This window comes from Neisseria sp. P0020.S003 (genome assembly GCF_051957095.1).
Taxonomy (GTDB): domain Bacteria; phylum Pseudomonadota; class Gammaproteobacteria; order Burkholderiales; family Neisseriaceae; genus Neisseria; species Neisseria subflava.
The window spans coordinates 106,234-129,049 of sequence record NZ_JBQCWU010000002.1 but is presented as its reverse complement, the minus strand read 5'-3'; the positions used below and the strand labels follow the sequence as shown (position 1 = coordinate 129,049).

Here is a 22,816-nt window from a genome sequence, read left to right as displayed (position 1 = left end):
GTTTTAATATGGTAAAGTCTGATTTTAATAACTCGACGGTTTGAAGCCGTTACTCAGGGGCTGTTTAAATTTAAAATCAGTTTTGTTGAAGCCGCATCGGATTTGTCGTTGATGCATTCAGGAAAATTTCAGTCGTCAGGCTGGTTTGGTTTTAAATTTAAGCAGCCCTTTATGTTTACAAAAAAACAGAGGTAGATTCTCATGAAGTCTTGGCAGCTTCCTGAACACGTTGCCGACGTGTTACCGACCAATGCCCGACAACTGGAAAGCGCCCGTGAGCGGCTGTTGGCTTTGTTCCGCGTGCATGGTTATGAATTGGTGCAACCGCCATTGATGGAATACAGCCATTCCTTATTGACACATATCGATGCCGGTTTGTCGTTGAAAACCATTTTGGTCGTCGATCAGCTCAGCGGCCGTCAACTCGGTATCCGCGCGGATATTACGCCGCAGGTGGCACGTATTGATGCCCACTTGCTTTCTGCCAACCAAGGTATCAACCGTTTATGCTATGCCGGTTCGGTGCTTCATGCGCGGCCTGACGGATTGCTCAATATGCGCGAGCCTTTGCAGGCGGGTGCGGAAATGTACGGCTTGGAAGGCATTGAAGCGGATATTGAATTGATCGATTTGATGCTGAAAAGCATGAAAATCGCCGACATGGGCGAGGTCTTGCTTTCATTGGGCCATATCGGCGTATTCCGTGCTTTGGCAAATGCCGCGCATTTGAATGAGCAGCAATCGGCAACCCTGCTTTCATCAATGCAGGACAAAGATGCCGAGGTCGTCAGCCAGTTGGTCAAAGAGTGGAAACTCGACGGTATGTGGGCAAAAGCGTTTTCATTGTTGCCCCGACTGTACGGCGGTCGTGAAGTGCTGACTTTGGCTAGAGAGAAATTACCGGAATTGTCTGCAGTCAGTGCGGCCTTGGATGAATTGCAGGCAGTATGCGATGCGTTCCCAAATAAAAAAGTGCATATCGATTTGTCGGAACTGCGCGTTGACAATTACCATACCGGTTTGCTTTACGCGGCTTATGGCTCAAACCGTCATGATGCCGTGGCACGCGGCGGCCGTTATGACGGATTGGGCGGATACTTCGGACGCGCGCGTCCTGCAGCCGGATTCAGTTTTGATTTGCGCAGCTTTATCGGCCGCCTTCCTGCTATCGGACGGGAATCCGTAGTGGCTGTCGATGTAAAAGACATGCCTGCGGCTCAAGAAGCGGTAGATGCTTTGCGCGAACAAGGACAATGTGTCGTTATCGATTACGGTATCGGCTATAACGGTTCGGAAGAGGTTACAGGCCGTCTGAAACAGGTAGACGGCGTTTGGAAAGTAATCTCTTTGAACGATTGAGTTTTATTTTGAAATTTTGTATCTGAAATAAGGTTAGATGGCTATGGCTAAAAATGTTGTCGTAATCGGTGCCCAATGGGGTGATGAAGGCAAAGGTAAGATTGTTGACTGGCTGGCGGAAGAAACCAGCGGTGTAGTACGTTTCCAAGGCGGCCACAATGCCGGCCATACTTTGGTCGTCGGTGGCAAAAAAACCATTTTGCGCCTGATTCCAAGCGGCATTTTGCATGAGACTTTGGACTGCTTCATCGGCTCAGGTGTTGTCGTTTCTCCTGAAGCATTGTTGGGCGAAATCGATGAATTGAACGCTGCCGGTGTGAAAAACGTCGAAGGCCGTCTGAAAATTGCGCCAACCTGCCCATTGATTCTGCCTTACCACATCGCGCTTGATCAAGCTCGCGAAGCTTCCCGGGGTAAAGGCAAAATTGGTACAACCGGTCGCGGCATCGGCCCAGCCTATGAAGATAAAGTTGCCCGTCGCGCGATTCGCGCGGTGGACTTGTTGCACCCTGAAAAACTGGTTGAGAAACTGGAAGCCGTTTTGGCTTATTACAATGTTCAGTTGCAACACCTGCACAATGCAGAGCCGGTCAAAATTGAAGATGTGATGGCGGTCATTGAAAAAGTTGCACCGCGCATTACGCCGATGATTACCGATGTTTCCCGTGTTTTGAACGAGAAAAACCGAAAAGGCGAAAGCCTGTTGTTTGAAGGTGCACAAGGTACGTTGCTGGACATCGACTACGGTACTTATCCGTTTGTGACTTCCTCCAACTGCTTGGCTGGTGCCGCTTCTGCCGGTGCAGGTGTAGGTCCGCAAATGCTGGATTACGTTTTGGGTATCGTTAAAGCCTATACCACCCGCGTGGGTTCCGGTCCATTCCCGACTGAATTGTTTGACGAAGTGGGCGCAGGCTTGGCTGAACGCGGCCATGAGTTCGGCTCCGTAACCGGTCGTGCGCGTCGTTGTGGCTGGTTTGACGCGGCTGCTCTGAAACGCTCTATTCAAGTTAACGGCATTTCCGGCATGTGCATTACCAAGCTGGACGTGATGGACGGTATTGAGAACATCAATATCTGTGTAGGTTATGAATTGCCTGATGGCAGCAAAACCGACATTCTGCCTTGCGGCTCTGATGCGGTAGAAACCTGCAAACCGATTTACGAAACCATGCCGGGTTGGAGCGAGTCGACTTTCGGCGTGAAAGAATATGACAAGCTGCCTGAAAACGCTAAAGCTTATCTGAAACGTATTGAAGAAGTTTGCGGTGCGCCTGTGGCTATTGTTTCAACCGGTCCTGACCGCGAAGAAACCATTGTTTTACATCATCCGTTTGCTTAATTGATTAAGTGGATAAAAGGCCGTCTGAATTTTCAGACGGCCTTTTATGTGAAATGCAATAAAAATTCAGCCCTGAAGGATGTCTGTCTTTAGGGCTGAATTTTGTATTTTACGCTGTTTTTTGACGCGAGTGTTTAGAAACCGAGATGTAGTGCCAAGTAACAATTATTCTCATTGATGTAAGTCAAAAAAAGGCTAGTCTGTAATTTTATTTCAAGGAAACCCCTGTAAATGGTAGGGTATTAGTGCTATCCTTTCAGAAAATTTACAGTCTATATTTTCAATAAAATTAGGAGCTTGATATGTCAAATGATGTTCAGCAACGTCCAGCCGCTTGGGAAGGTTTTGTCGGTGGCAACTGGGAAACCAACGTAGATGTCCGCGATTTTATTCAAAAAAACTACACGCCTTATGAAGGCGATGCCTCTTTCTTGGCACCAGCAACCGAAGCTACAACCAAGCTGTGGGCGGAAGTGATGGAAGGCATTAAGGTTGAAAACCGTACGCACGAGCCGTATAAAATCGACGCGCAAATCGTCTCCGGCATTACCAGCCATGCTCCAGGCTATATCGACAAAGATTTGGAAACCATCGTCGGCCTGCAAACAGACGAGCCTTTGAAACGCTCTATCATGCCGTTTGGCGGTTTAAAAATGGTGCAAGACGCGTGCAAAGTGTACAACGTTGAATTGAATCCCGAAGTCAGCGAAATTTTCACCAAATACCGCAAAACCCACAACCAAGGCGTATTTGACGTTTATACGCCCGACATCCGCCGCTGCCGTAAATCAGGCGTGATTACCGGTCTGCCGGATGCTTATGGCCGTGGCCGTATTATCGGTGACTACCGTCGTGTTGCATTGTACGGTATCGACTTCTTGATGAAAGACAAACTCAACCAGTTCAACTCACTGCAAGCCGATTTGGAAAACGGTGTGGACTTGGAAGAAGTGATCCGCCGCCGCGAAGAAATCAATGAGCAATATAAAGCATTGAACCAAATGAAAGAAATGGCGGCTTCTTACGGCTACGATATTTCCGGCCCTGCAAAAAATGCACAAGAAGCGATCCAATGGACTTACTTCGCCTACCTCGCTGCCGTTAAATCTCAAAACGGTGCGGCAATGTCTTTCGGCCGTGTATCTTCATTCTTGGATATCTACATCGAACGCGACCTGAAAAACGGTGTGATTACCGAAACCCAAGCGCAAGAATTTATTGACCACTTGGTGATGAAACTGCGTATGGTTCGTTTCCTGCGTACGCCCGAATACGACCAACTCTTCTCCGGCGACCCGATTTGGGCAACCGAGTCCATCGGCGGTATGGGTTTGGACGGCCGTACCTTGGTAACCCGCACCAACTTCCGCGTGCTGCACACCCTGTACAACATGGGTCCGTCTCCTGAGCCAAACATCACTGTATTGTGGTCAGAACAACTGCCGCAAGGCTTTAAAGAATTCTGTGCCAAAGTATCCATCGATACTTCGTCCATCCAATACGAAAACGACGATTTGATGCGCCCTGACTTCAACAGCGACGACTACGCCATTGCCTGCTGCGTCAGCCCGATGGTGGTCGGCAAACAAATGCAATTCTTCGGCGCACGCGCCAACTTGGCAAAAACCCTGTTGTACGCAATCAACGGCGGCGTGGATGAAAAATCTAAAGAGCAAGTTGGTCCGAAAACCGAGCCGATTATGGACGAAGTTTTGGACTACGACACTGTCTTTGAGCGCATGGACAAATTCATGGATTGGTTGGCAACCCAATACGTTACCGCGTTGAACATCATTCACTACATGCATGACAAATACAGCTACGAAGCCGCGTTGATGGCGCTGCATGACCGTGATGTGATCCGTACGATGGCTTGCGGTATTGCCGGTCTGTCTGTGGCTGCCGACTCTCTGTCTGCCATTAAATACGCCAAAGTGAAACCGATTCGCGACGAAAACGGCATTGCCGTTGACTTTGCAATCGAAGGCGAATACCCACAATTTGGTAACAACGACGACCGCGTTGACGATATCGCCTGTGATTTGGTTGAACGCTTCATGAAAAAAGTGGCAACCCACAAAACTTACCGCAACGCCACTCCGACTCAGTCCGTACTGACCATTACTTCCAACGTTGTTTACGGTAAGAAAACCGGTAATACTCCAGACGGCCGCCGTGCAGGTGCTCCGTTTGGTCCGGGTGCAAACCCAATGCACGGCCGTGACGTCAACGGTGCAGTCGCTTCATTGACTTCCGTAGCCAAACTGCCATTTGAGTTTGCCAAAGACGGTATTTCCTATACCTTCTCCATTATTCCTGGCGCGTTGGGTAAAGACGAGCATTCTCGCGAGCGCAACCTTGCCGGTTTGATGGATGGTTATTTCCACCATGAAGACGGTATTTTGGAAGGCGGTCAACATTTGAACGTCAACGTATTGAATCGCGAGACTTTGGAAGATGCAATGCACAATCCGGAGAAATATCCGCAGTTGACCATTCGTGTGTCCGGTTATGCGGTTCGCTTCAACTCGTTGACCCGTGAACAACAGCTTGACGTGATTACCCGTACGTTCACAGAAACCATGTAATTCGGGGGAAAAACAAACCGGAAGCTAAATTTGCATTTGGTTTGTTTTGAAACAAAGCTCCAAGGCCGTCTGAAATGTTCAGACGGCCTTTATTATCGTACAATCCATATAAGCAAAAATATTTTTGAGCCGAACACTATGTCCACGACTTTTGCTATTACCCCCGAGCCGGAACTGAAAGACCTTGGCCACCGTCACTATAACGGCAAAGGCATTATTCATTCGATTGAATCTTGCGGTGCTGTCGATGGTCCGGGTTTGCGCTACGTGCTCTTTTTGCAAGGTTGCCTGATGCGCTGCCTGTATTGCCATAATCGCGATACTTGGGATTTTCATACCGAGCAGGCGCAGGAATTGGATGTGGCAACTGTGATGAAGCAGGTCATGACCTATCGTCATTATCTGCGTGCAACAGGCGGAGGCGTAACGGCAACCGGTGGCGAGCCGTTATTGCAATATGAGTTTGTACGCGATTGGTTTACGGCCTGTCGGGAACACGATATCCATACCTGTCTCGACAGCAATGGCTATACTTTGCACTATGACTCTATTTTAGATGATTTGCTCGATCATACCAATTTGGTTATGCTCGACTTAAAACAAATCGATCCTGAAATCCATAAAGTGCTTGTCGGTATCCCAAATACCAAAACGCTGAAATTCGCGCGCTATCTTGCCGAACGCAACCAGCCGACGCGGGTACGTTATGTGGTTGTTCCCGGTTATACCGATGATGAGCGTTCAGCGCATTTATTGGGCGAGTTTATCGGTGATATGGAGAATGTCGAAATGGTCGAGCTTTTGCCGTATCACGAATTGGGCGCACATAAATGGGCTTTGTGCGGCGATGAATACAAATTAAAAGGCGTACATCCGCCGCCTAAAGAAACCATTTTGAAAATCAAAGAAATATTAGAGAGCTACGGAAAAAACATCATTTATTAAAACAGAAAAAGGCCGTCTGAAACGAAATAATCAGTTTCAGACAGCCTTTTCATGATTGAAAAAGACTTAAGCGTTCAATGCGGCCAAAACCTTAGCGACAACTTCTGATACTGCAACGGCTTGAGCCTGATTGTCACGGCGTTCGGCATATTCAACATTGCCTTCTTTTAAGGCGCGATCGCCGATTACGATGCGGTGAGGAATACCCAACAGCTCGGAGTCATTCAGCAATACGCCCGCACGTTCGTCGCGGTCATCCAACAAAACATCCGCACCGGCAGCCAAAAGCTCGGCATAGATTTTGTCGGCGGCTTCGCGTACAGCTTCAGATTTTTTGTAGTTCATCGGCACGATAACGACTTCAAACGGCGCCATTGCTTTGGTCCAAACAATGCCTTTTTCGTCGTTGTTCTGCTCGATGGCGGCGGCCACAACGCGGGTAATACCGATACCGTAGCAGCCCATTTCCATGATTTGGGATTTGCCGTTATTGTCCAAGAAGCTGACATTCATGGCTTGGGTATATTTGTCGCGCAATTGGAAAACGTGACCGACTTCAATACCGCGCGCCAGTTTCAGACGGCCTTGTTCGTCGGGGCTGATGTCGCCTTCGATGACATTGCGCAAATCGACAAATTCAGGCTCGGCAGCATCTCGGCCGAAGTTGAAGCCGGTATAGTGGTAGTCGTCTTCGTTCGCGCCAATCACCCAGTCTGCGCCTTTTTCGGTGGCGAAATCGGCATAGACTTTACCTTTGAAGTTGACAGGGCCGAGAGAGCCGCCGTTTGCACCGAACTGTTCAACAATCGCGGCAGGGCTTGCCATTGTCAGTGGCGATTTCACGCCGGCCAGTTTTTCTGCCTTGATATCGTTAAATTCATGGTCGCCGCGTAACAGAAGCAGGACGAGTTCGCCTTCGTTTTCACCTTCAACCACGATGGATTTGAGGGTTTGTTCAACCGGAATATTGAGGAATTCAACCAAAGACTCAATGGTTTTGACATTTGGTGTATGTACTTTGGTCAACTCGGTCTGAGCAGCGGCGCGTTCGCCTTTAAGCGGCAAAGTCGGTGCCAACTCGATATTGGCGGCGTAATCGGAAGTGTCGCTATATGCAATCACATCTTCGCCGCTTTCAGCCAATACTTGGAATTCGTGAGAGCCGGTACCGCCGATGCTGCCGGTATCCGCGGCAACAGGACGGAATTCCAAACCCAAACGGGTGAAGATACGGCAGTAAGCGTCATACATATCTTGATAGGTCGTCTGAAGCGAGGCATAGTCGGCATGGAAGGAATAAGCGTCTTTCATGACAAACTCGCGCGCGCGCATCACACCAAAGCGCGGACGCACTTCATCGCGGAATTTGGTTTGGATGTGGTAAAAGTTTTTTGGCAGTTGTTTGTAGCTGTTGACTTCTTTGCGCACGATGTCGGCAATCACTTCTTCACAAGTCGGACCCATGCAGAAATCGCGGTCATGACGGTCTTTCAGGCGCAGCAGTTCTTTACCGTAAAACTCCCAGCGGCCGGATTCCTGCCACAGTTCGGCAGGTTGTACCACCGGCATCAGCAGCTCCACGCTACCTGCACGGGCCATTTCTTCACGCACGATATTTTCAACTTTGCGCAATACGCGCAGGCCCATCGGCATCCAAGTATAAAGACCGGATGCGTTTGCTTTGATCAAACCGGCACGAATCATCAGCTTGTGGCTGGCAAGTGCAGCTTCGGCAGGGGCTTCTTTAAGGGTAGAAATGAAGAACTGGGAGGCTTTCATGGCGTATTTTTCTTTCTTAAAAATAAGTGCGTATTGTAACGCAAAATGTGTGGCCGCGCGTCTTTTGAATGGCATCTGATGAAATTGGCCGTTGTTTCACAGAGCTTTTGATTCGGGGCGATTTTTAGGGATGTCAACCCTAATTTATGCACAAAGCCGCATAACCTTGTTTTACCTATAAATTTTCACTGTATGATTATAGTAAAATTCTATAAATATAACTACTTGATTTTATTATATTTTATTTGATTAAATTTTAGTCAATTTAAGACTTGGTTTGTTCCTAAAGAAAATTTTACGATTACCCAAAGCTTATCAACAGATTTATCCACAGAGATTGTGTATAGATTTTAAATGCTGTCAGCGTAATGATTTCGCATGATTGGCAAGCCTTGTTTAAAGCAGATTTGGTTGCTTTAAAAAGAAGGGGCAACAACACGATGGGCAGGTTTTGCGCTAACATTCTGCTTATTGTTGTTTCCTTACAAGGAATAAAATGAAAAATTCAGAATTGCATTTGCTGGAACGCAGAAAGATGTTTAACGGGCATCAGGAACGCTACCGCCACTTTTCTCAAACCTGCCGGACGGATATGGTATTTGATGTCTATCTGCCGCCACAAGTCTTAAAAGGTTATCCTGCGCCTGTTTTATATTTTCTTTCCGGCTTAAATAGTGATGGTTCTGAATTGGTTCGGCAAAGCGGAATCCAGCGTTTTGCGGCGCAATGGAATATTATCGTGGTTTTTCCGGATACCTCGCCACGCGGTCAGCATGTTGCCGACAGCGAGGAATATTATCTTGGACAGGGTGCCGGATTTTATGTTAACGCAACTGAAGCACCTTGGGCGCAGCATTACCAAATGGAAAGCTATATCAGCCAAGAATTGCCTGATTTGATCGAGCATAATTTCCCAGTAACAAAAGAGCGCAGCATTGCAGGTTTCAGCATGGGCGGGCATGGTGCGCTGCATTTGGCTTTGAACTATCCCGGCCGATATGCCGCGGTTTCCGCTTTTGCACCTTTATGTCATCCTATCGATACGGAAGGCGGCAGGCAGGCGTTTTCAGCTTATTTGGGTCAAAACGTGGAAACATGGAAACGCTATGACAGTACAGAGCTGCTTCAGACGGCCTCGCATAAATTGCCTGTTTTGATTGATGTCGGCAGTGAAGATGCTTTGTATCCTGAAGTCCTGCAACCGGAAGCGTTTGTCCGCTCAGCACGCGAAAAAGGTTTCAATATCCAATATAAAGTGCGTCCGGGCTATGGGCATGACTATTTCTTTATTGCCAGCTTTATCGATTCGCATATTGAGTTTCACGCCCAAGCATTGGGGCTTTGAGCAGTATTGAATAAAAGGCCGTCTGAAATCCGATTAACAGTCGGATTTCAGACGGCCTTTATTTGGTCTTTTTTAACCTTTTACTTCAAACAGGCTTATTCCTCAGGACGTTCGCCGTCGGTATCGTCCAATTTGCCTTCGGTAATATCGACATTGATACCGACTGCTGCACGGATTTTGGCATCGATTTCGTTGGCGATATCAGGGTTTTCTTTCAACCAAACACGTGCATTGTCTTTACCTTGGCCGATTTTTGCGCCGTTGTAGCTGTACCATGCACCGGATTTCTCAACGATGTCATGTTTGACACCCAAGTCGATCAATTCGCCTTCCCAGCTGATGCCTTCGCCGTAAAGAATATCGAATTCGGCTTGACGGAATGGAGGCGCAACTTTGTTTTTGATGACTTTGACTTTGGTTTCGTTACCAATAACGTCATCGCCTTTTTTAATCTGACCGGTACGGCGGATGTCGAGGCGGACGGAGGCATAGAATTTGAGTGCGTTACCGCCGGTTGTAGTTTCAGGGCTACCGAACATCACGCCGATTTTCATACGGATTTGGTTAATGAAAACAACCAATGTATTGGTGCGTTTGATGTGGCCGGTCAGTTTGCGCAGGGCTTGGCTCATCAGGCGGGCTTGCAGGCCGACGTGGCTGTCGCCCATTTCGCCTTCGATCTCGGCTTTAGGCACAAGTGCGGCTACGGAGTCGACAACGACCATATCGATACCGCCTGAGCGCACCAATGTATCGCAGATTTCCAATGCCTGCTCGCCGGTATCCGGTTGGGAGAGATAGAGTTCTTCGACTTTTACACCGAGTTTACGGGCGTAAATCGGGTCAAAAGCATGCTCGGCATCGATGAATGCGCAGATACCGCCATTTTTTTGGCATTGGGCAATGGCTTCGAGACAGAGTGTGGTTTTACCGGAGGATTCCGGGCCGAAAATTTCAACCACGCGGCCGCGGGGCAGACCGCCAACGCCGAGTGCCAAGTCTACGCCGAGGGAGCCGGTGGAAATAACATCAAGGTTTTCTTCCTGTTGGCTGCCGTCCATTTTCATGATGGAGCCTTTGCCGAAGTTTTTTTCGATTTGGGCAAGGGCGGCGGCTAAGGCTTTGCTTTTTTCGTCTGACATGTTTTCTCTCCGAAAGGAAATATGAATCGCTAAGAATTTATTTAGCTATTATCGCATAAATTAAGAAAAAGTATAGTTTTATTTTTATTTTTCAGACGGCCTGTGTTTTTTGTATGCAACAAGCCGTCTGAAAATTTGAATAATCAATCAGTTGGTCAATGATGTAAAAACTTGGAAATAGTCGGGGAAAGTTTTATGCGTACATTTCGGGTCGTGGATGATGACGGGGATGCCCAAAAGCGAAGCCAGCGAGAAACACATGGCCATGCGGTGGTCGTCGTAAGTATCGATGACGGCATCAGGGGTAAGTGTTTCGGGAGGCGTAATATGAATAGCTTCGGCTTCTTCAACGACTTCTGCACCCAGTTTGCGCAGTTCGGTTGCCATAGCGGTGATACGGTCGGTTTCTTTGACGCGCCATGAGCCGATATTACGCAGGGTGCAGGGCTGTTTGGTGGCCAGTGCGACGATAGCCAGAGTCATGGCCGCGTCTGGGATATGGTTGGCATCCAAATCAAAAGCCTGAATCTTGCGCTCGGCAGGGCGGGAAATTTCAACAAAATTTTCGCCCCAAATGACATCTGCACCGATTTTCTCCAATTCACGCGCAAAGGCGACGTCGCCTTGAATGCTGTGTGCGCCGATACCGGTTACGCGGATGGGTGTACCTGCAATCAGGCCTGCACCTAAGAAATAAGACGCGCTGGAGGCATCGCCTTCCACATATAAATGTTCGGGCGCATGATATTTGGCACCGGCCGGGATTTTAAATACACGGTAGTCTTCATTAATGATGTTCACACCGAACTGCGCCATCAGCTTGAGCGTGATGTCGATATAAGGTTTGGAAATCAACTCGCCTACCATGTGGATTTCAAATGCTTGTCCGGTCAAGGGCAAAGCCATCAGCAGGGCGGTCAGGAATTGGCTGGAAACATTGCCTTTAATCGGAATAACGCGCTCGCCGTTGTCTTGGCGTTTACCGATCTGAAGCGGAGGGTAGTTTTCATTGCCCAGATATTGTACGTCCGCACCTACAATGCGCAGCGCATCCACTAAATCGCCGATGGGGCGTTCGTGCATACGCGGCACGCCATGCAGATGATAGTCGCCGCCCAAAACGGCAAGCGCGGCAGTCAAGGGGCGGAATGCCGTACCGGCGTTGCCTAAAAACAAATCGGCGGTTGGGTTGGGAAAGCGGCCACCGGTGCCATGAACTTTCAGACGGCCTTCAGGTAAAGATTCAATTTGTACGCCGAGTTTGTCGAGTGCTTCAAGCATTCGGTCGGTATCGTCGGATTTGAGCAAAGAATGGATTTCGCAAACGTTGTCGGAGAGTGCGGCCAAGAGCAGCGTGCGGTTGCTGATGCTTTTGGAACCGGGCAGGGCAACGGTGGAAGACTTGAGTGTAGAAGCGGGCAGGCGGATGGATTCGGTCATGGCTGGACTAAGCTCGTTTGAATTGTAAATTAGACCGATATTATACGCAGGCAAAGGCCGTCTGAAAAATGAAGAGGGCGCAATTTATTTGTGAAAAAATAAATTTTTATATCGTTACACCATTTTCCAATCGTTTATTTTGAAATTTTCTGCTTCTGTTTTGTGTTTGCCGCTATAACTTATTTTGTTGTGGCAGGTATATAACCAAACACCATAAGAAAATCAGAAACCATTCTTTCCTATTTTTTCAGACGGCCTTTAATATCGGCGGACAATCATTGATAAAGTAAGAGCACGACCATGAGCCATTATCCTTTGTTTGCCGATTTGAGAGACCGTCCTGTTTTACTGGCTGGTGCGGGCAAGGTTGCCGAACGCAAGGCAGAAAGTCTGTTGTCTGCCGGAGCGCGTGTGCGCGTTGTTGCGGAAACTTTGAATCCGCAGTTTCAGCAATGGGCGGCTGAAGAAAAAATAGTTTGGCTGGGCGGCTTGTTTGAAGAAGCCATGCTGGACGAGGTGTATTTCGTTATTGCGGCGACGGATGATGATGGGTTTAACCGGCGTATTTTTGAAGCGGCAGAGCGACGGGCGAAATTGTGCAATACGGTGGATACGGCGGATTTGTGTTCGTTTATCGTGCCTGCCGTGGTGGATAGGGGGCCGTTGAAGATAGCCATATCCAGCGGCGGTACTGCGCCTGTATTAGCGCGGAAATGGCGGCAGATTATTGAGACATTGATTCCGCTGCATACGGGCATAATGGCGCGTATTGCCGGAAAATGGCGAGAAAAGGTTAAACAGACTATTCATCATGTTGAACGCCGCCGTTATTTTTGGGAAAAATTGTTCGACAGCCGTTTCAGTATTTATGCGGCTCAAAACAATATCGAAGCGGCAGAGCGTGAATTGATAACGCAGTTGAATCGGGAAACGCCGTTTGGCGGCGAAGTGGTTTTGGTAGGCGCAGGGCCGGGCGATCCGTGCTTGCTGACCATACATGCTTTGCAGGCCATACATGCTGCGGATACGGTGTTTTACGATGCTTTAGTGTCGGATGAGATTTTGGCGATGGTGCGCAAAGATGCGGTGAAAATTAGCGTAAGCAAACGCGCCGGTGCGCATCATGTCCAGCAGGAAGAAACCAACCGTCTATTGGTTGAACACGCTCAAAAAGGTGAGCGCGTAGTGAGGTTGAAAGGCGGCGATCCTTTTGTATTCGGGCGCGGCGGGGAGGAAGTGCAAACCCTGCATCAGGCCGGGATTGCCTACCGTATTGTGCCGGGAATTACTGCCGCCTTGGGTGCTACTGCTTATGCCGGTATTCCGTTAACCCATCGCAATTGCGCCCAAAGTACTTTATTTGTAACCGGCCACAGCAAACACGATGGCAATCAGCCTGATTGGCAGACTTTGGCTTTAAGCCGTCAAACGCTGGTAATCTATATGGGGACGCTTAAAGCGGCTGAAATTGCGGAAAAGCTGATGGCTTATGGCAGGCAGCCTTCTACACCTGTTGCCGTGATTTCAAATGGGACTTTACCGAATCAGACCGTGCGGACAGGCCGTCTGAAAGATTTGGGCGTGTTGGCTGCCGAAGCAGAGCGTCCAGCTTTAATGGTGATTGGCGAAGTGGTTTCCCTGCGCAATGAGATGAAATGGTTTGGAGAATTTGTCGAATGCTATGAAGAAGCTGCGTAAAGAGGATTGATTAAATAAGGCCGTCTGAATATTGGTTTTCAGACGGCCTTGCCTTATTTAAAAGCTTGGCAATATTGCTGATAACGTTCAGCCAGTCCATATAGGATGATTGCTGTCAGTCCCCAAATGTCGTAGTGCCGAAAAGGTAGGGTGGGGAGGGCGAGGGTTTGATTATTGTGATGAAGCTGGCGGAATGTGTAGTTTCTCAGGTTTAAGGCGAAGCTCAAAGGCAGATAAAAAATTTCTGCTACTTCGTCGGGGTTGGCTTTGGGGTTGACGGGCTGGACGCAAATTGCCGGAACAGGCGTAACACGGTAGCCGGAGGGCGTGTCATAAAAGGGTAGCGGCGCAAAAGTCTGCCATGCGGCAATCGGAATGGCGGTTTCTTCATAAGCTTCTCTTAACGCCGTTGCCGTTAGGCTGTCGTCTTGGGCATCTTTGCGGCCGCCGGCAAAGGCGATTTGTCCGGTGTGCTGCCTTAAGGTCTCGGCCCTTTTGGTCAGTAAAATTTGCCACGCTCCTTCATGCAAGATAATGCCGACCAAAACGGCTGCATCTTTGACCGTTTGGGCGGTAACTAATTGATTGCGCTCTGCTTGCATACGGCTGCTGAAGCGTGAAGCTTGAGTTAGGAAATGGATAAGGTGGTCGGTATTCATTTTTGGCGCTGATCGTTTTATGCAGATGAGGATTACACAAGGTTTACGGTTACCGTGTCAACAAAATAGGGTGCGTGTGTTACAGTTATGCCTGAATGATAAATAAAGCTTTGCATCTGTTTTGCAAGTGCTTAGGCCGTCTGAAAATGTCGGCAGGTTCTCAAAAAGGATAGTTATGTTGTTTTTCCCATCCCGTATTCGAGTAGCAGCTGCGGCTGTAATGATGTTGTTTGCTACACAAACTTTTGCCGCGCCCGGCGATTCAAATGCAGTTTTTGAATCGGCTAAGATTATTAAAAAGAAAAGCCGTGCCGACCGTTTTTCTCCCGAAGAGCGCGAGCAGGAGCGGATACGTCTGTTGGGTATACAAAACCGTACCTCGCAGGTTTTCACTTTGTTAAATTCAGAACTGGCTCTGCAAAAGGGTGATGCGGCTTCTGCTCTGTTTACTTATATTTTGACGTTGCATCGCACCAAATCTCCCGAAGTGGCCGAACGCGCTTTGGAGATGGCAGTTTCTTTAAATGCCTTTGAACAGGCTGAAGCCATTTACCAAAAATGGCGCGAAATCGAGCCGGAGCCTGGTGAAACACAAAAGCGTATGACTTGGTTGCGCAATTTGCTGCTGGGCAAAGCCGATAAGAATTTGAGCGGATTGGACAAGGTGATTGTCGGCGGTAGTGAAGACGAGCAAAAGCGCGTGTTCCTGCTTTTGGCACAAACCGCAGCACAACAGCCGAATCTGACCAGCGATGCGGTCAAACAAGTGCATAAAACGGCACTGAATTATAAAGACTTTCCAGAAGCGGCGATTGCGGATGCAATTTTTAGTGCAAAAGACGGTCAAAAGAAACACGCCATTGCGGCATTGCAGCGATTGGCCAAGTTGGATAACGAAATTCTGCCGCCGACTTTTGTTACGTTGCGACTGATGGCGCAACGGCATCCTGATATTCTGGACGGCTTCTTCAAAGATACAGACACCAAAACCTTATCTCCGATTTGGCAGGAGTTGGACATCGCCAATTTGATCGCCCATGGTCAAAATGATCAGGCCTTTAAGCGTTTGCAGACTTTGTTGGAAGAAAATCCAAACCCTGATTTGTATATTCAGGCCGCCTTATTGTCCGCCAGCAAGACGGAAAATATTTCTGCGGTAAACAGCTATCTGGAAAAGGCTTATAAAGCCGGTACGGAAGAGCAGCGCAGCCGTGCGGCTTTGATTGGTGCGGTTTCTTATAATGATGCTGAAGAATTTGCGAAAGCCAAACAATGGCTGGACAAGGTAACGGCAACGGCTTATACGTTTGATAAAACTATTTTGGCCGCTTCTATCGAAGCCAAACAGGGCAACCATAAAGAGGCTTGGGCTTTGGTGCAACGCGCACAAAAAATGCCCGAGCAAAGAGGACGTTATTTTGAAGCCAGTGATTTGCTGAATACGGCTTTGTTTGTATTGTCTAAAAATACCAATCTTCAAGAATCGTTGAACGCTTTGAACAGCTTGGTAAATTCCACTGAAAAATCCTTGAAAACCCAAGCTTCTCCCGAGCTGCTTGCCAATGTGTTGTATCAGCGTTCGATGGTGTATGAGAAGCTGAATCAGCCAGGCAAGGCGATTGCCGATTTGCACCGTGTGGTAGAGCTGTATCCGGATAATCCGCACGGTTGGAATGCTTTGGGCTATACCTTGTTGTCAAACGGCAAGAATTTGGAGGAGGCATTCAAAATGGTTCAGACGGCCTATCAAATGGAGCCGGAAAGCGCAGCAATTAATGACAGTGTAGGCTGGGCTTATTATCTTAAAGGCGATGCGCAAATGGCGCTTCCATATATCCAATATGCCTACGAAAAAGAACCTGAAGCCGAAGTCGCTGCGCATTTGGGCGAAGTCCTGTGGACGCTTGGAGACCAAGACAAGGCCAAAGAAATCTGGAATGATGGTTTGAAGCGCGGAAGCAATCTCCGAGTATTGAAAGAGACAATGTCCAAATTCGGTATAACGCCCAGTAAACCGCATATTCAAAAACACAAATAAAACCAAAAGGCCGTCTGAAAAGCGTATGATTTCAGACGGCCTATGAAGGAATATCCATGAATTTAAAACAATTATCATCGGTTACAGCCTTATTGCTTTTGGCTGCCTGTGCGCAGCCAAACTTACCTCAACAAAACAGTTGGCAAGCAGCAGAGCAGGTGCAGGATTTTAGCGCAGATGGTCGATTGGCTGTTAAAGTGGAAGGCAAAGGCTCTTATGCCAATTTCGACTGGACTTATCAGAATGCGGTTCAAACCATTGATGTCAATACACCATTGGGCAATACCGTAGGCCAGCTGTGTCAAGACAGTGAAGGTGTATTGGCAGTAGACAGTAAGGGTAAGGTCTATCAGGCGGAAACGGCTGAGGAATTAAGCAGACAGCTTTTAGGCTTTGCTTTGCCGGTTCAATATCTGCATATTTGGGCGGATGGTAAACGCGTTGCCAATGCGCCATACAAAATCCTGCCTGATGGCCGTCTGGAGCAGTTTGACTGGACAATATCGCGCACTTTAAATAGTTCAGGACAGCCCAAAACGCTTCAACTTGAGAATGCCAAGTTTAATATCCGCTTGGTATTCGACACGGTAAACCACTCTTTGGATAAGAATGGACAAACCCGATGCGCAGCACGCAAATAGAGGATGCCATGTCTGTTTCAGAGGAAACCCAAGCCTTTCCTGCGCCGGCTAAATTAAATTTAGATTTAAGGATTACCGGCCGCAGGAGCGATGGTTATCATAATTTGGAAAGTATTTTCTGTTTGATCGGCTTATACGATACCGTTCATCTGAAAATGCGTACTGATGGACAAATTATTCTGCATACGCCGGTCGAAGGGCTTAAGCCTGAGCAAGACTTGACTTATCGGGCGGCTAAATTATTACTGCCATATGCAAGCGTACCGCACGGCGTTGAAATTTGGTTGGATAAAGTGATTCCGACCGGAGGCGGATTGGGCGGCGGCAGCTCTGATGCGGCCACAGTTTTAATGGTTTTAAACCAATGGTGGCAATGTGGCTTGAGCAGGCAGCAACTGATTGATTTAGGTGTAAGTCTTGGTGCGGATGTTCCTTTTTTTATTTTTGGAAGAAGTGCTTTTGCCAAAGGAGTAGGCGAGAAGCTGGCTGAAATAGATGTCCCTAAACAATGGTATGTTATCGTTAAGCCCCCCGTCCATGTGGCAACAGCTAAAATTTTTGTACATGAAGGCTTGACACGTGATTCCAAACCCAGCATAATGCCGACTTTCCAATCATTACAGCCGTTTCGAAATGATATGCAGGCGGTTGTGTTTCAGGAATATCCTGAAGTTTGGAAGGCTTATGTTGAGTTATCCCAATATGGTTATACATTAATGACCGGTTCTGGAGCTTGTTTATTTATAGCAAGTGTACCTCATCAAGAAGCAAATACAATTTACCAACAGGTTTCTCAATTATATGAAGCTTATTGTGTGGAAGGATTAGATATTCATCCGCTATTTCATATGATTTAGTAAGTTGGGGAGTCGTCAAGCGGTTAAGACACTGGATTTTGATTCCAGCATGCGAAGGTTCGAATCCTTCCTCCCCAGCCAAACCCTTTGTTGGGGAGTCGTCAAGCGGTTAAGACACTGGATTTTGATTCCAGCATGCGAAGGTTCGAATCCTTCCTCCCCAGCCAACACCCTTTATTGGGGAGTCGTCAAGCGGTTAAGACACTGGATTTTGATTCCAGCATGCGAAGGTTCGAATCCTTCCTCCCCAGCCAAATAAAAGCGTGTAAGTTCTCTTACACGCTTTTTTACGCTAAGAGCAAAATAACGCTGAAAAACTTTTTTTTACCCGTCTTTACGCGTATAATCGCGCAATTAGTGTCTTAGACATAGGGCAAAGGGAAGCGTAATGTTTTCTGCGCGTAAATTAAATCTAGAATCAGGTGAAGATATGGCTGCTTATGACAGTTTAATGGTGTTTACCGGTAATGCAAATCCGGAATTGGCGCAACGTGTTGTCAAACATTTGGATATTTCACTCGGTGAAGCCACTGTTTCCAAATTCTCTGATGGCGAAGTAGCCATTGAATTGCTGGAAAATGTGCGTGGTCGCGATGTGTTTATTTTGCAACCTACCTGCGCGCCAACCAATGACAACCTGATGGAAATTTTGACTATGGCCGATGCACTCAAACGTGCTTCTGCCGGTCGTATTACTGCCGCGATTCCATACTTTGGCTATGCGCGTCAGGATCGCCGTCCTCGCTCTGTCCGTGTACCGATTTCTGCTAAATTGGTAGCGAATATGTTGTACTCAGCAGGTATCGACCGCGTATTGACTGTTGACTTGCATGCCGATCAAATTCAAGGTTTCTTCGATATTCCGGTAGATAATATTTACGCTACCCCGATTCTATTGAACGATATTAAACAACAACGTATCGACAATCTGACTGTTGTCAGCCCTGATATCGGTGGTGTTGTACGTGCACGTGCTGTTGCTAAATCTTTAAATGCTGATTTGGCCATTATTGATAAACGTCGTCCTAAAGCCAACGTGGCTGAAGTGATGAATATTATTGGTGATATTCAAGGCCGTACTTGCTTAATCGTAGATGATATGATCGATACAGCAAACACCTTATGTAAAGCGGCTGTTGCCCTGAAAGAGCGCGGTGCGGATCGTGTACTGGCATACGCCAGCCATGCAGTATTCTCCGGCGAAGCAGTGAATCGAATTGCTTCTTCCGAAATTGACCAAGTAGTTGTGACAGATACGATTCCGTTGTCTGAAGCAGCTAAAAAATGTGAACGCATCCGTCAAGTTACCATTGCCGGTTTGCTGGCTGAAACGGTACGCCGTATCAGCAATGAAGAATCCGTCTCATATCTTTTCAATGAAGATGTGATGACTGGCGGCATGTTGCTGCCATAACCCGATGTCGTCTTAAGCTGGTCGCGGCCGATGACGACGATTTTATCTAAATTGGAGTATTAAACATGACTTACGAAATTCAAGCCTCTGTTCGCGAAGCCCAAGGCACTGGTGCGAGCCGCCGCCTGCGTCGCGAAGGCCAAATTCCTGGCATCCTGTACGGTGAAGGTCAAGAGCCTGTTGCTATCGCTGTAGACCACAAAACTGTATTCTACGCATTGGAAAAAGAATCTTTCCATACTGCTTTGATCAAACTGTCTTTGAACGGTGAAACTAAAGACGTTATCGTGCGTGACTTCCAAATGCACCCATTCCGCCGCGAAGTTCAACACATCGACTTCCAAGCTGTAAAAGCTGATCAACCTGTACGCATCCGTGTTCCTCTGCACATTGTTAACGCTGAAAACTCTCAAGCTGTTAAACTGCAAGGTGGTCGCGTATCTTTGTTGAACACTTCTGTTGAAGTAGTTGCTTTGCCTGCAAATATTCCTGCTTTCTTGGAGCTGGATTGTGCATCAGTAGTTGCCGGCGACATTCTGCACTTGTCAGACATCAAATTGCCAGAAGGTGTTGAAAGCGTTTCTCTGAAACGTAACGAAAACCTGGCTGTTGCTACTGTTACTGGTAAAAAACGCTAATAGGTAGTTAATATAAGAAAACCGTATCAGATTTATCTGATACGGTTTTTGTTTTACATATAAAATTATTTGCTATAAAACTTAGGTAAACGTAACAGCGTATGTACTTTATAAGATTGAAGCAATTTCATTGCGAAGTTTATTAAGAAAGCGTCCATGCCGTACCCATTGTGCGGCTGATTCATAATCCTGTTGTTCAAATGCTTGTTGCAAATCTTGATATAGGTTGCTTTGTACTTCTTGGATTTCTTGATCCAGCGCTCGGATGGCATCATGGTTTTGTTCCATTTGTGCATCCATTAATGTTTCCCGCCATTCCATCTGCTGCATGAGGAATTCTGGTGAAAACGAAGTGTGTTCAGGTGCATCAGCATCGATATTTTGGCTTTTCAAGAGATAAGCAGCCCGATCAATAGGGCTTTTTAATGTGCGGTAGGCATCATTAATTGTAGAAGACATCATGACGGCTTGTTTTTGCTCAAAAGCTGAGGCGGAAGCAAATTTATCGGGATGAAAACGGGCAGCTAAAGCTCGATAGGTCTGTTCGAGTGCTTCGGTATCAATATTGAAAGATGGCTCAAGCTGGAAGAGGTTGAAGTATTGAGACATGATATTAAAGGAAAAAATCTAAAGAAGAAGATTATTTTACGATATAATCCAAAAACTGTTTATACGAAAGGAAAACAATATGACAGGTAAGGTACAACACAATAAAGGCAAAATACGGGACAATGCCTTAAAAGCCTTAGTCAAATCTGATTTGTTCCGACACAAAGTAGAACGAAAAAGAAAAGGCAAGGGCAGCTATAATAGGCAAGAAGCCAAAAAATGGCGGGATGGTTTTGATACTTTCCCGCCATTTTTTATATTTTAAACGTGGAAGCTCTCACCACAGCCGCAAGAGTCTTTGACATTCGGATTTTCAAATTTGAAACCTTCCTGTAAGCCTTCTTTGGTGTAATCGACTTGCGTGCCGTCTAGATAAACCAAGCTTTTTGGATCGATATAAACGCGCGCGCCGTGTTCTTCAAAAATCAGATCATCCTCGTTCACTTCATCGACAAATTCAAGGTTGTATGCCATGCCCGAGCAGCCGCTGGTTTTCACACCCAAGCGCACACCTAACCCTTTGCCACGTTTGGTCAGGTAGCCGTTGATGTGTTTGGCTGCATTTTCTGTGATGGTAATCATGCTTTTTTCCTCATTTCGCAATCATTTTCTGTTTTGCCTGTTTTTTTATTTCAGACGGCCTCTTGACGCTCAGGCCGTCTGAAAACGCTGTTTTGCCCACTCTATTGCAGCGGCAATGGCAGCTTTTGCCTGCGGACTGTTTTTCCAACAGGTCGAGCCGGTCAATTGTGCGCCCTGTTCCAAAATATCGTCCAAATCTGCCGCCGCCAGGTTGGCAACATCATCCAACCCCATTTGCTGCAAACGCTGTAATATGGTTTTACCTATGCCTTTGACAGCAAGTAGGGATTGGACTTCTTTATCAGTAAAAGGCATTTCGCTTCCTTTGATTTTGCAGGTACTGGCGCACTTATATGGCAAATTGGGCCTATCAAGCCGATTTAGGCATTAATATCTGCAAACAAAGTATCTGGCAAACAAGATTATTTGTTTTCCTGACGTTTGCGATAGTCGGCAACGGCTGCTTTTACTGCATCTTCAGCTAAAATGGAACAGTGGATTTTAACTGGCGGCAATTCCAACTCTTCGGCAATTTCACTGTTTTTGATTGCCAGCGCGTCATCCAAGCTTTTGCCTTTGACCCACTCGGTGATCAGGCTGGAAGACGCGATGGCAGAACCGCAACCGTAAGTTTTGAATTTTGCATCTTCGATAATACCCTCATCGTTTACTTTGATTTGCAGACGCATTACGTCACCGCAGGCCGGTGCGCCGACCATGCCGGTACCGACAGATTCGTCATTTTTGTCGAAAGTACCGACGTTGCGGGGATTTTCGTAGTGGTCGATTACTTTATCGCTGTATGCCATGATGTGGTTTCCTTTGTGTTTTTAGTGGTGTAAATGGTTTGTTTACGAATATTCAGACGGCCTGAAGTTTAGATTTTACACGCGCCGCCTTCGCAGCCGTCGTCGTTTTCCGAATCGACGCCGCCTTCTACGGTAACGCCGTCAAAATCTTCAAGCAGGTTGTCGAGATTGTCGAGGTCGAGTTCTTGTTCGTCCATGGGCTTGTATCCTTAATTTGAAGATTGTGGCTTTTAGGTCGTCTGAAAAGGTTTTTATGGTTTTCAGACGACCTTTTTTGTTTTTTAATGTATAGATTGTGTAGGTTATCAGACCTAACGTTTTGAGCAAGTTTACGGTTTCATTTGGTTTACAGTTCAACCTACGCTTGCTTTTTGTAGAATTTATAACTTTCTTAAACTATCAAAATCATCTTTGTTAAACTCAATTTCCGCACTTCTCTTCACTCCATCTTTATAGAATGGTGTAATCATGTATCCTCTAGGTAAAGTCTCGTTTTTAAGTGTAAATGGAACTAGAAAAGTTCTCTCTATATCAACTTGAATATTTTCAAAATCCTTAAAGAAATCATCAAATTCTTTTTGAGTTAAAGTTTTACCATCATTTGTTAATAATTTCCCAGCTTGATAAATAACAAGCCAAATGTTTGTTACTTTCTCTTCCTCATTTTCTTTAGGTCTAATTTTGACCAGTTCGTCATCTTGTTCTCCCTCTTCAATACGATAATTTTCTAACTCAACAATTGAGTATATTCCATTATTGTATTCAAAATGCTTTTCTAAAGTTTTCATTCTAGTAGTCTCCTAAGGTTAGTCAAATTAACATCAAAAATACATCAAACAACACAAGATTAAGCAGTTTAAGTTATTAACCCAACCTAAGTATGCTTGATTTGGCGTTTAGGTCGTCTGAAAAATACCTTTCAGACGACCTT

Annotated in this window: 21 protein-coding genes, 3 tRNA genes and 1 pseudogene; 15 read left to right on the top strand and 10 right to left on the bottom strand. The window is 46.7% G+C overall.

The annotated features are described in order from the left end of the window. The first annotated feature begins 201 nt into the window (after positions 1-201). The 4 genes from ACTHTQ_RS02325 (at position 202) to pflA (ending at position 6,234) form a co-directional block, all read left to right on the top strand. The gene (locus tag ACTHTQ_RS02325; protein ID WP_440362963.1) at positions 202-1,359 is read left to right on the top strand and encodes an ATP phosphoribosyltransferase regulatory subunit; all 1,158 of its coding nucleotides are present in this window, start codon (positions 202-204) and stop codon (positions 1,357-1,359) included. A gap of 43 nt (positions 1,360-1,402) precedes the next feature. Beyond that, positions 1,403-2,701 carry an adenylosuccinate synthase gene (locus tag ACTHTQ_RS02320; RefSeq protein ID WP_308111715.1) on the top strand — a complete coding sequence of 433 codons (1,299 nt, stop codon included), beginning with the start codon at positions 1,403-1,405 and terminating at the stop codon, positions 2,699-2,701. A gap of 302 nt (positions 2,702-3,003) precedes the next feature. After that, positions 3,004-5,289: a formate C-acetyltransferase gene (gene pflB / locus ACTHTQ_RS02315; protein WP_440362962.1), complete on the top strand. Its 2,286-nt coding sequence runs from the start codon at positions 3,004-3,006 to the stop codon at positions 5,287-5,289. 138 nt (positions 5,290-5,427) lie between these two features. After that, positions 5,428-6,234 (top strand): pyruvate formate lyase 1-activating protein, encoded by an 807-nt coding sequence (gene pflA / locus ACTHTQ_RS02310; RefSeq protein ID WP_440362961.1) that lies wholly within the window; start codon positions 5,428-5,430, stop codon positions 6,232-6,234. Positions 6,235-6,300: 66 nt separating this feature from the next. Here pflA and ACTHTQ_RS02305 read toward each other — a convergent pair whose 3' ends face one another. Then, entirely contained in the window at positions 6,301-8,013 is a 1,713-nt protein-coding gene (locus ACTHTQ_RS02305; RefSeq protein ID WP_440362960.1) for a proline--tRNA ligase, read from the bottom strand. Positions 8,014-8,509: 496 nt separating this feature from the next. On the opposite strand from ACTHTQ_RS02305, the gene fghA reads away from it, so the two are divergent. Continuing rightward, positions 8,510-9,358, top strand: coding sequence for an S-formylglutathione hydrolase (gene fghA, locus ACTHTQ_RS02300; protein WP_440362959.1), 849 nt, complete (start codon positions 8,510-8,512; stop codon positions 9,356-9,358). Positions 9,359-9,453: 95 nt separating this feature from the next. Here fghA and recA read toward each other — a convergent pair whose 3' ends face one another. Together recA and aroA are read right to left on the bottom strand one after the other, a co-directional pair. After that, positions 9,454-10,500, bottom strand: a complete 1,047-nt coding sequence (recA, locus tag ACTHTQ_RS02295) for a recombinase RecA (RefSeq protein ID WP_154953340.1) — start codon at positions 10,498-10,500, stop codon at positions 9,454-9,456. A gap of 147 nt (positions 10,501-10,647) precedes the next feature. Then, a complete protein-coding gene (gene aroA, locus ACTHTQ_RS02290) occupies positions 10,648-11,940 on the bottom strand; it encodes a 3-phosphoshikimate 1-carboxyvinyltransferase (protein WP_440362958.1) in 1,293 nt (430 codons plus the stop codon). A gap of 300 nt (positions 11,941-12,240) precedes the next feature. Between aroA and cysG the strand changes: the two genes are divergently transcribed. Continuing rightward, entirely contained in the window at positions 12,241-13,638 is a 1,398-nt protein-coding gene (gene cysG, locus ACTHTQ_RS02285) for a siroheme synthase CysG (RefSeq protein WP_440362957.1), read from the top strand. A gap of 53 nt (positions 13,639-13,691) precedes the next feature. Here cysG and ACTHTQ_RS02280 read toward each other — a convergent pair whose 3' ends face one another. Then, the gene (locus ACTHTQ_RS02280) at positions 13,692-14,297 is read right to left on the bottom strand and encodes a CoA pyrophosphatase (RefSeq protein ID WP_440362956.1); all 606 of its coding nucleotides are present in this window, start codon (positions 14,295-14,297) and stop codon (positions 13,692-13,694) included. A 175-nt stretch (positions 14,298-14,472) separates the two neighbouring features. Here ACTHTQ_RS02280 and ACTHTQ_RS02275 point away from each other — a divergent pair, with 175 nt between their 5' ends. The 8 genes from ACTHTQ_RS02275 to ACTHTQ_RS02240 all read left to right on the top strand — a co-directional run bounded on the left by ACTHTQ_RS02275 (position 14,473) and on the right by ACTHTQ_RS02240 (position 19,885). Further along, positions 14,473-16,335: a tetratricopeptide repeat protein gene (locus ACTHTQ_RS02275; protein ID WP_440362955.1), complete on the top strand. Its 1,863-nt coding sequence runs from the start codon at positions 14,473-14,475 to the stop codon at positions 16,333-16,335. A 56-nt stretch (positions 16,336-16,391) separates the two neighbouring features. Then, on the top strand, positions 16,392-16,976 hold the full coding sequence (lolB, locus tag ACTHTQ_RS02270) for a lipoprotein insertase outer membrane protein LolB (protein WP_049351229.1): 585 nt from the start codon (positions 16,392-16,394) through the stop codon (positions 16,974-16,976). A gap of 8 nt (positions 16,977-16,984) precedes the next feature. After that, positions 16,985-17,833, top strand: coding sequence for a 4-(cytidine 5'-diphospho)-2-C-methyl-D-erythritol kinase (gene ispE / locus ACTHTQ_RS02265; RefSeq protein WP_440363037.1), 849 nt, complete (start codon positions 16,985-16,987; stop codon positions 17,831-17,833). A gap of 5 nt (positions 17,834-17,838) precedes the next feature. Next, positions 17,839-17,914, top strand: a tRNA-Gln gene (locus ACTHTQ_RS02260). Positions 17,915-17,924: 10 nt separating this feature from the next. Then, positions 17,925-18,000, top strand: a tRNA-Gln gene (locus ACTHTQ_RS02255). An 11-nt stretch (positions 18,001-18,011) separates the two neighbouring features. Continuing rightward, positions 18,012-18,087: transfer RNA gene (locus ACTHTQ_RS02250), tRNA-Gln, on the top strand. A 176-nt stretch (positions 18,088-18,263) separates the two neighbouring features. Further along, the gene (locus ACTHTQ_RS02245; protein WP_101755247.1) at positions 18,264-19,247 is read left to right on the top strand and encodes a ribose-phosphate pyrophosphokinase; all 984 of its coding nucleotides are present in this window, start codon (positions 18,264-18,266) and stop codon (positions 19,245-19,247) included. A 65-nt stretch (positions 19,248-19,312) separates the two neighbouring features. After that, a complete protein-coding gene (locus ACTHTQ_RS02240) occupies positions 19,313-19,885 on the top strand; it encodes a 50S ribosomal protein L25/general stress protein Ctc (RefSeq protein WP_004519902.1) in 573 nt (190 codons plus the stop codon). Between the two features lie 108 nt (positions 19,886-19,993). Here the strand turns inward: ACTHTQ_RS02240 and hscB are convergent, their stop codons facing one another. Beyond that, the gene (gene hscB / locus ACTHTQ_RS02235) at positions 19,994-20,494 is read right to left on the bottom strand and encodes a Fe-S protein assembly co-chaperone HscB (protein ID WP_049351512.1); all 501 of its coding nucleotides are present in this window, start codon (positions 20,492-20,494) and stop codon (positions 19,994-19,996) included. 79 nt (positions 20,495-20,573) lie between these two features. On the opposite strand from hscB, the pseudogene ACTHTQ_RS02230 reads away from it, so the two are divergent. Continuing rightward, positions 20,574-20,796: pseudogene (locus tag ACTHTQ_RS02230) on the top strand (alternative ribosome-rescue factor A). On the opposite strand, the gene iscA reads toward ACTHTQ_RS02230, so the two are convergent. The 5 genes from iscA to ACTHTQ_RS02205 all read right to left on the bottom strand — a co-directional run bounded on the left by iscA (position 20,756) and on the right by ACTHTQ_RS02205 (position 22,673). Continuing rightward, a complete protein-coding gene (iscA, locus tag ACTHTQ_RS02225) occupies positions 20,756-21,076 on the bottom strand; it encodes an iron-sulfur cluster assembly protein IscA (protein ID WP_063075834.1) in 321 nt (106 codons plus the stop codon). The pseudogene ACTHTQ_RS02230 and the gene iscA sit on opposite strands and share 41 nt — an antisense overlap. A 69-nt stretch (positions 21,077-21,145) precedes the next feature. Continuing rightward, the gene (locus ACTHTQ_RS02220) at positions 21,146-21,391 is read right to left on the bottom strand and encodes a recombinase RecA (RefSeq protein WP_440346321.1); all 246 of its coding nucleotides are present in this window, start codon (positions 21,389-21,391) and stop codon (positions 21,146-21,148) included. A 107-nt stretch (positions 21,392-21,498) separates the two neighbouring features. Next, on the bottom strand, positions 21,499-21,885 hold the full coding sequence (gene iscU / locus ACTHTQ_RS02215; RefSeq protein WP_003674559.1) for a Fe-S cluster assembly scaffold IscU: 387 nt from the start codon (positions 21,883-21,885) through the stop codon (positions 21,499-21,501). Between the two features lie 68 nt (positions 21,886-21,953). After that, the gene (locus ACTHTQ_RS02210) at positions 21,954-22,082 is read right to left on the bottom strand and encodes a hypothetical protein (protein WP_004519897.1); all 129 of its coding nucleotides are present in this window, start codon (positions 22,080-22,082) and stop codon (positions 21,954-21,956) included. A 183-nt stretch (positions 22,083-22,265) separates the two neighbouring features. Further along, positions 22,266-22,673, bottom strand: a complete 408-nt coding sequence (locus ACTHTQ_RS02205) for a hypothetical protein (RefSeq protein ID WP_440346322.1) — start codon at positions 22,671-22,673, stop codon at positions 22,266-22,268. Between the last annotated feature and the right edge of the window lie 143 nt (positions 22,674-22,816).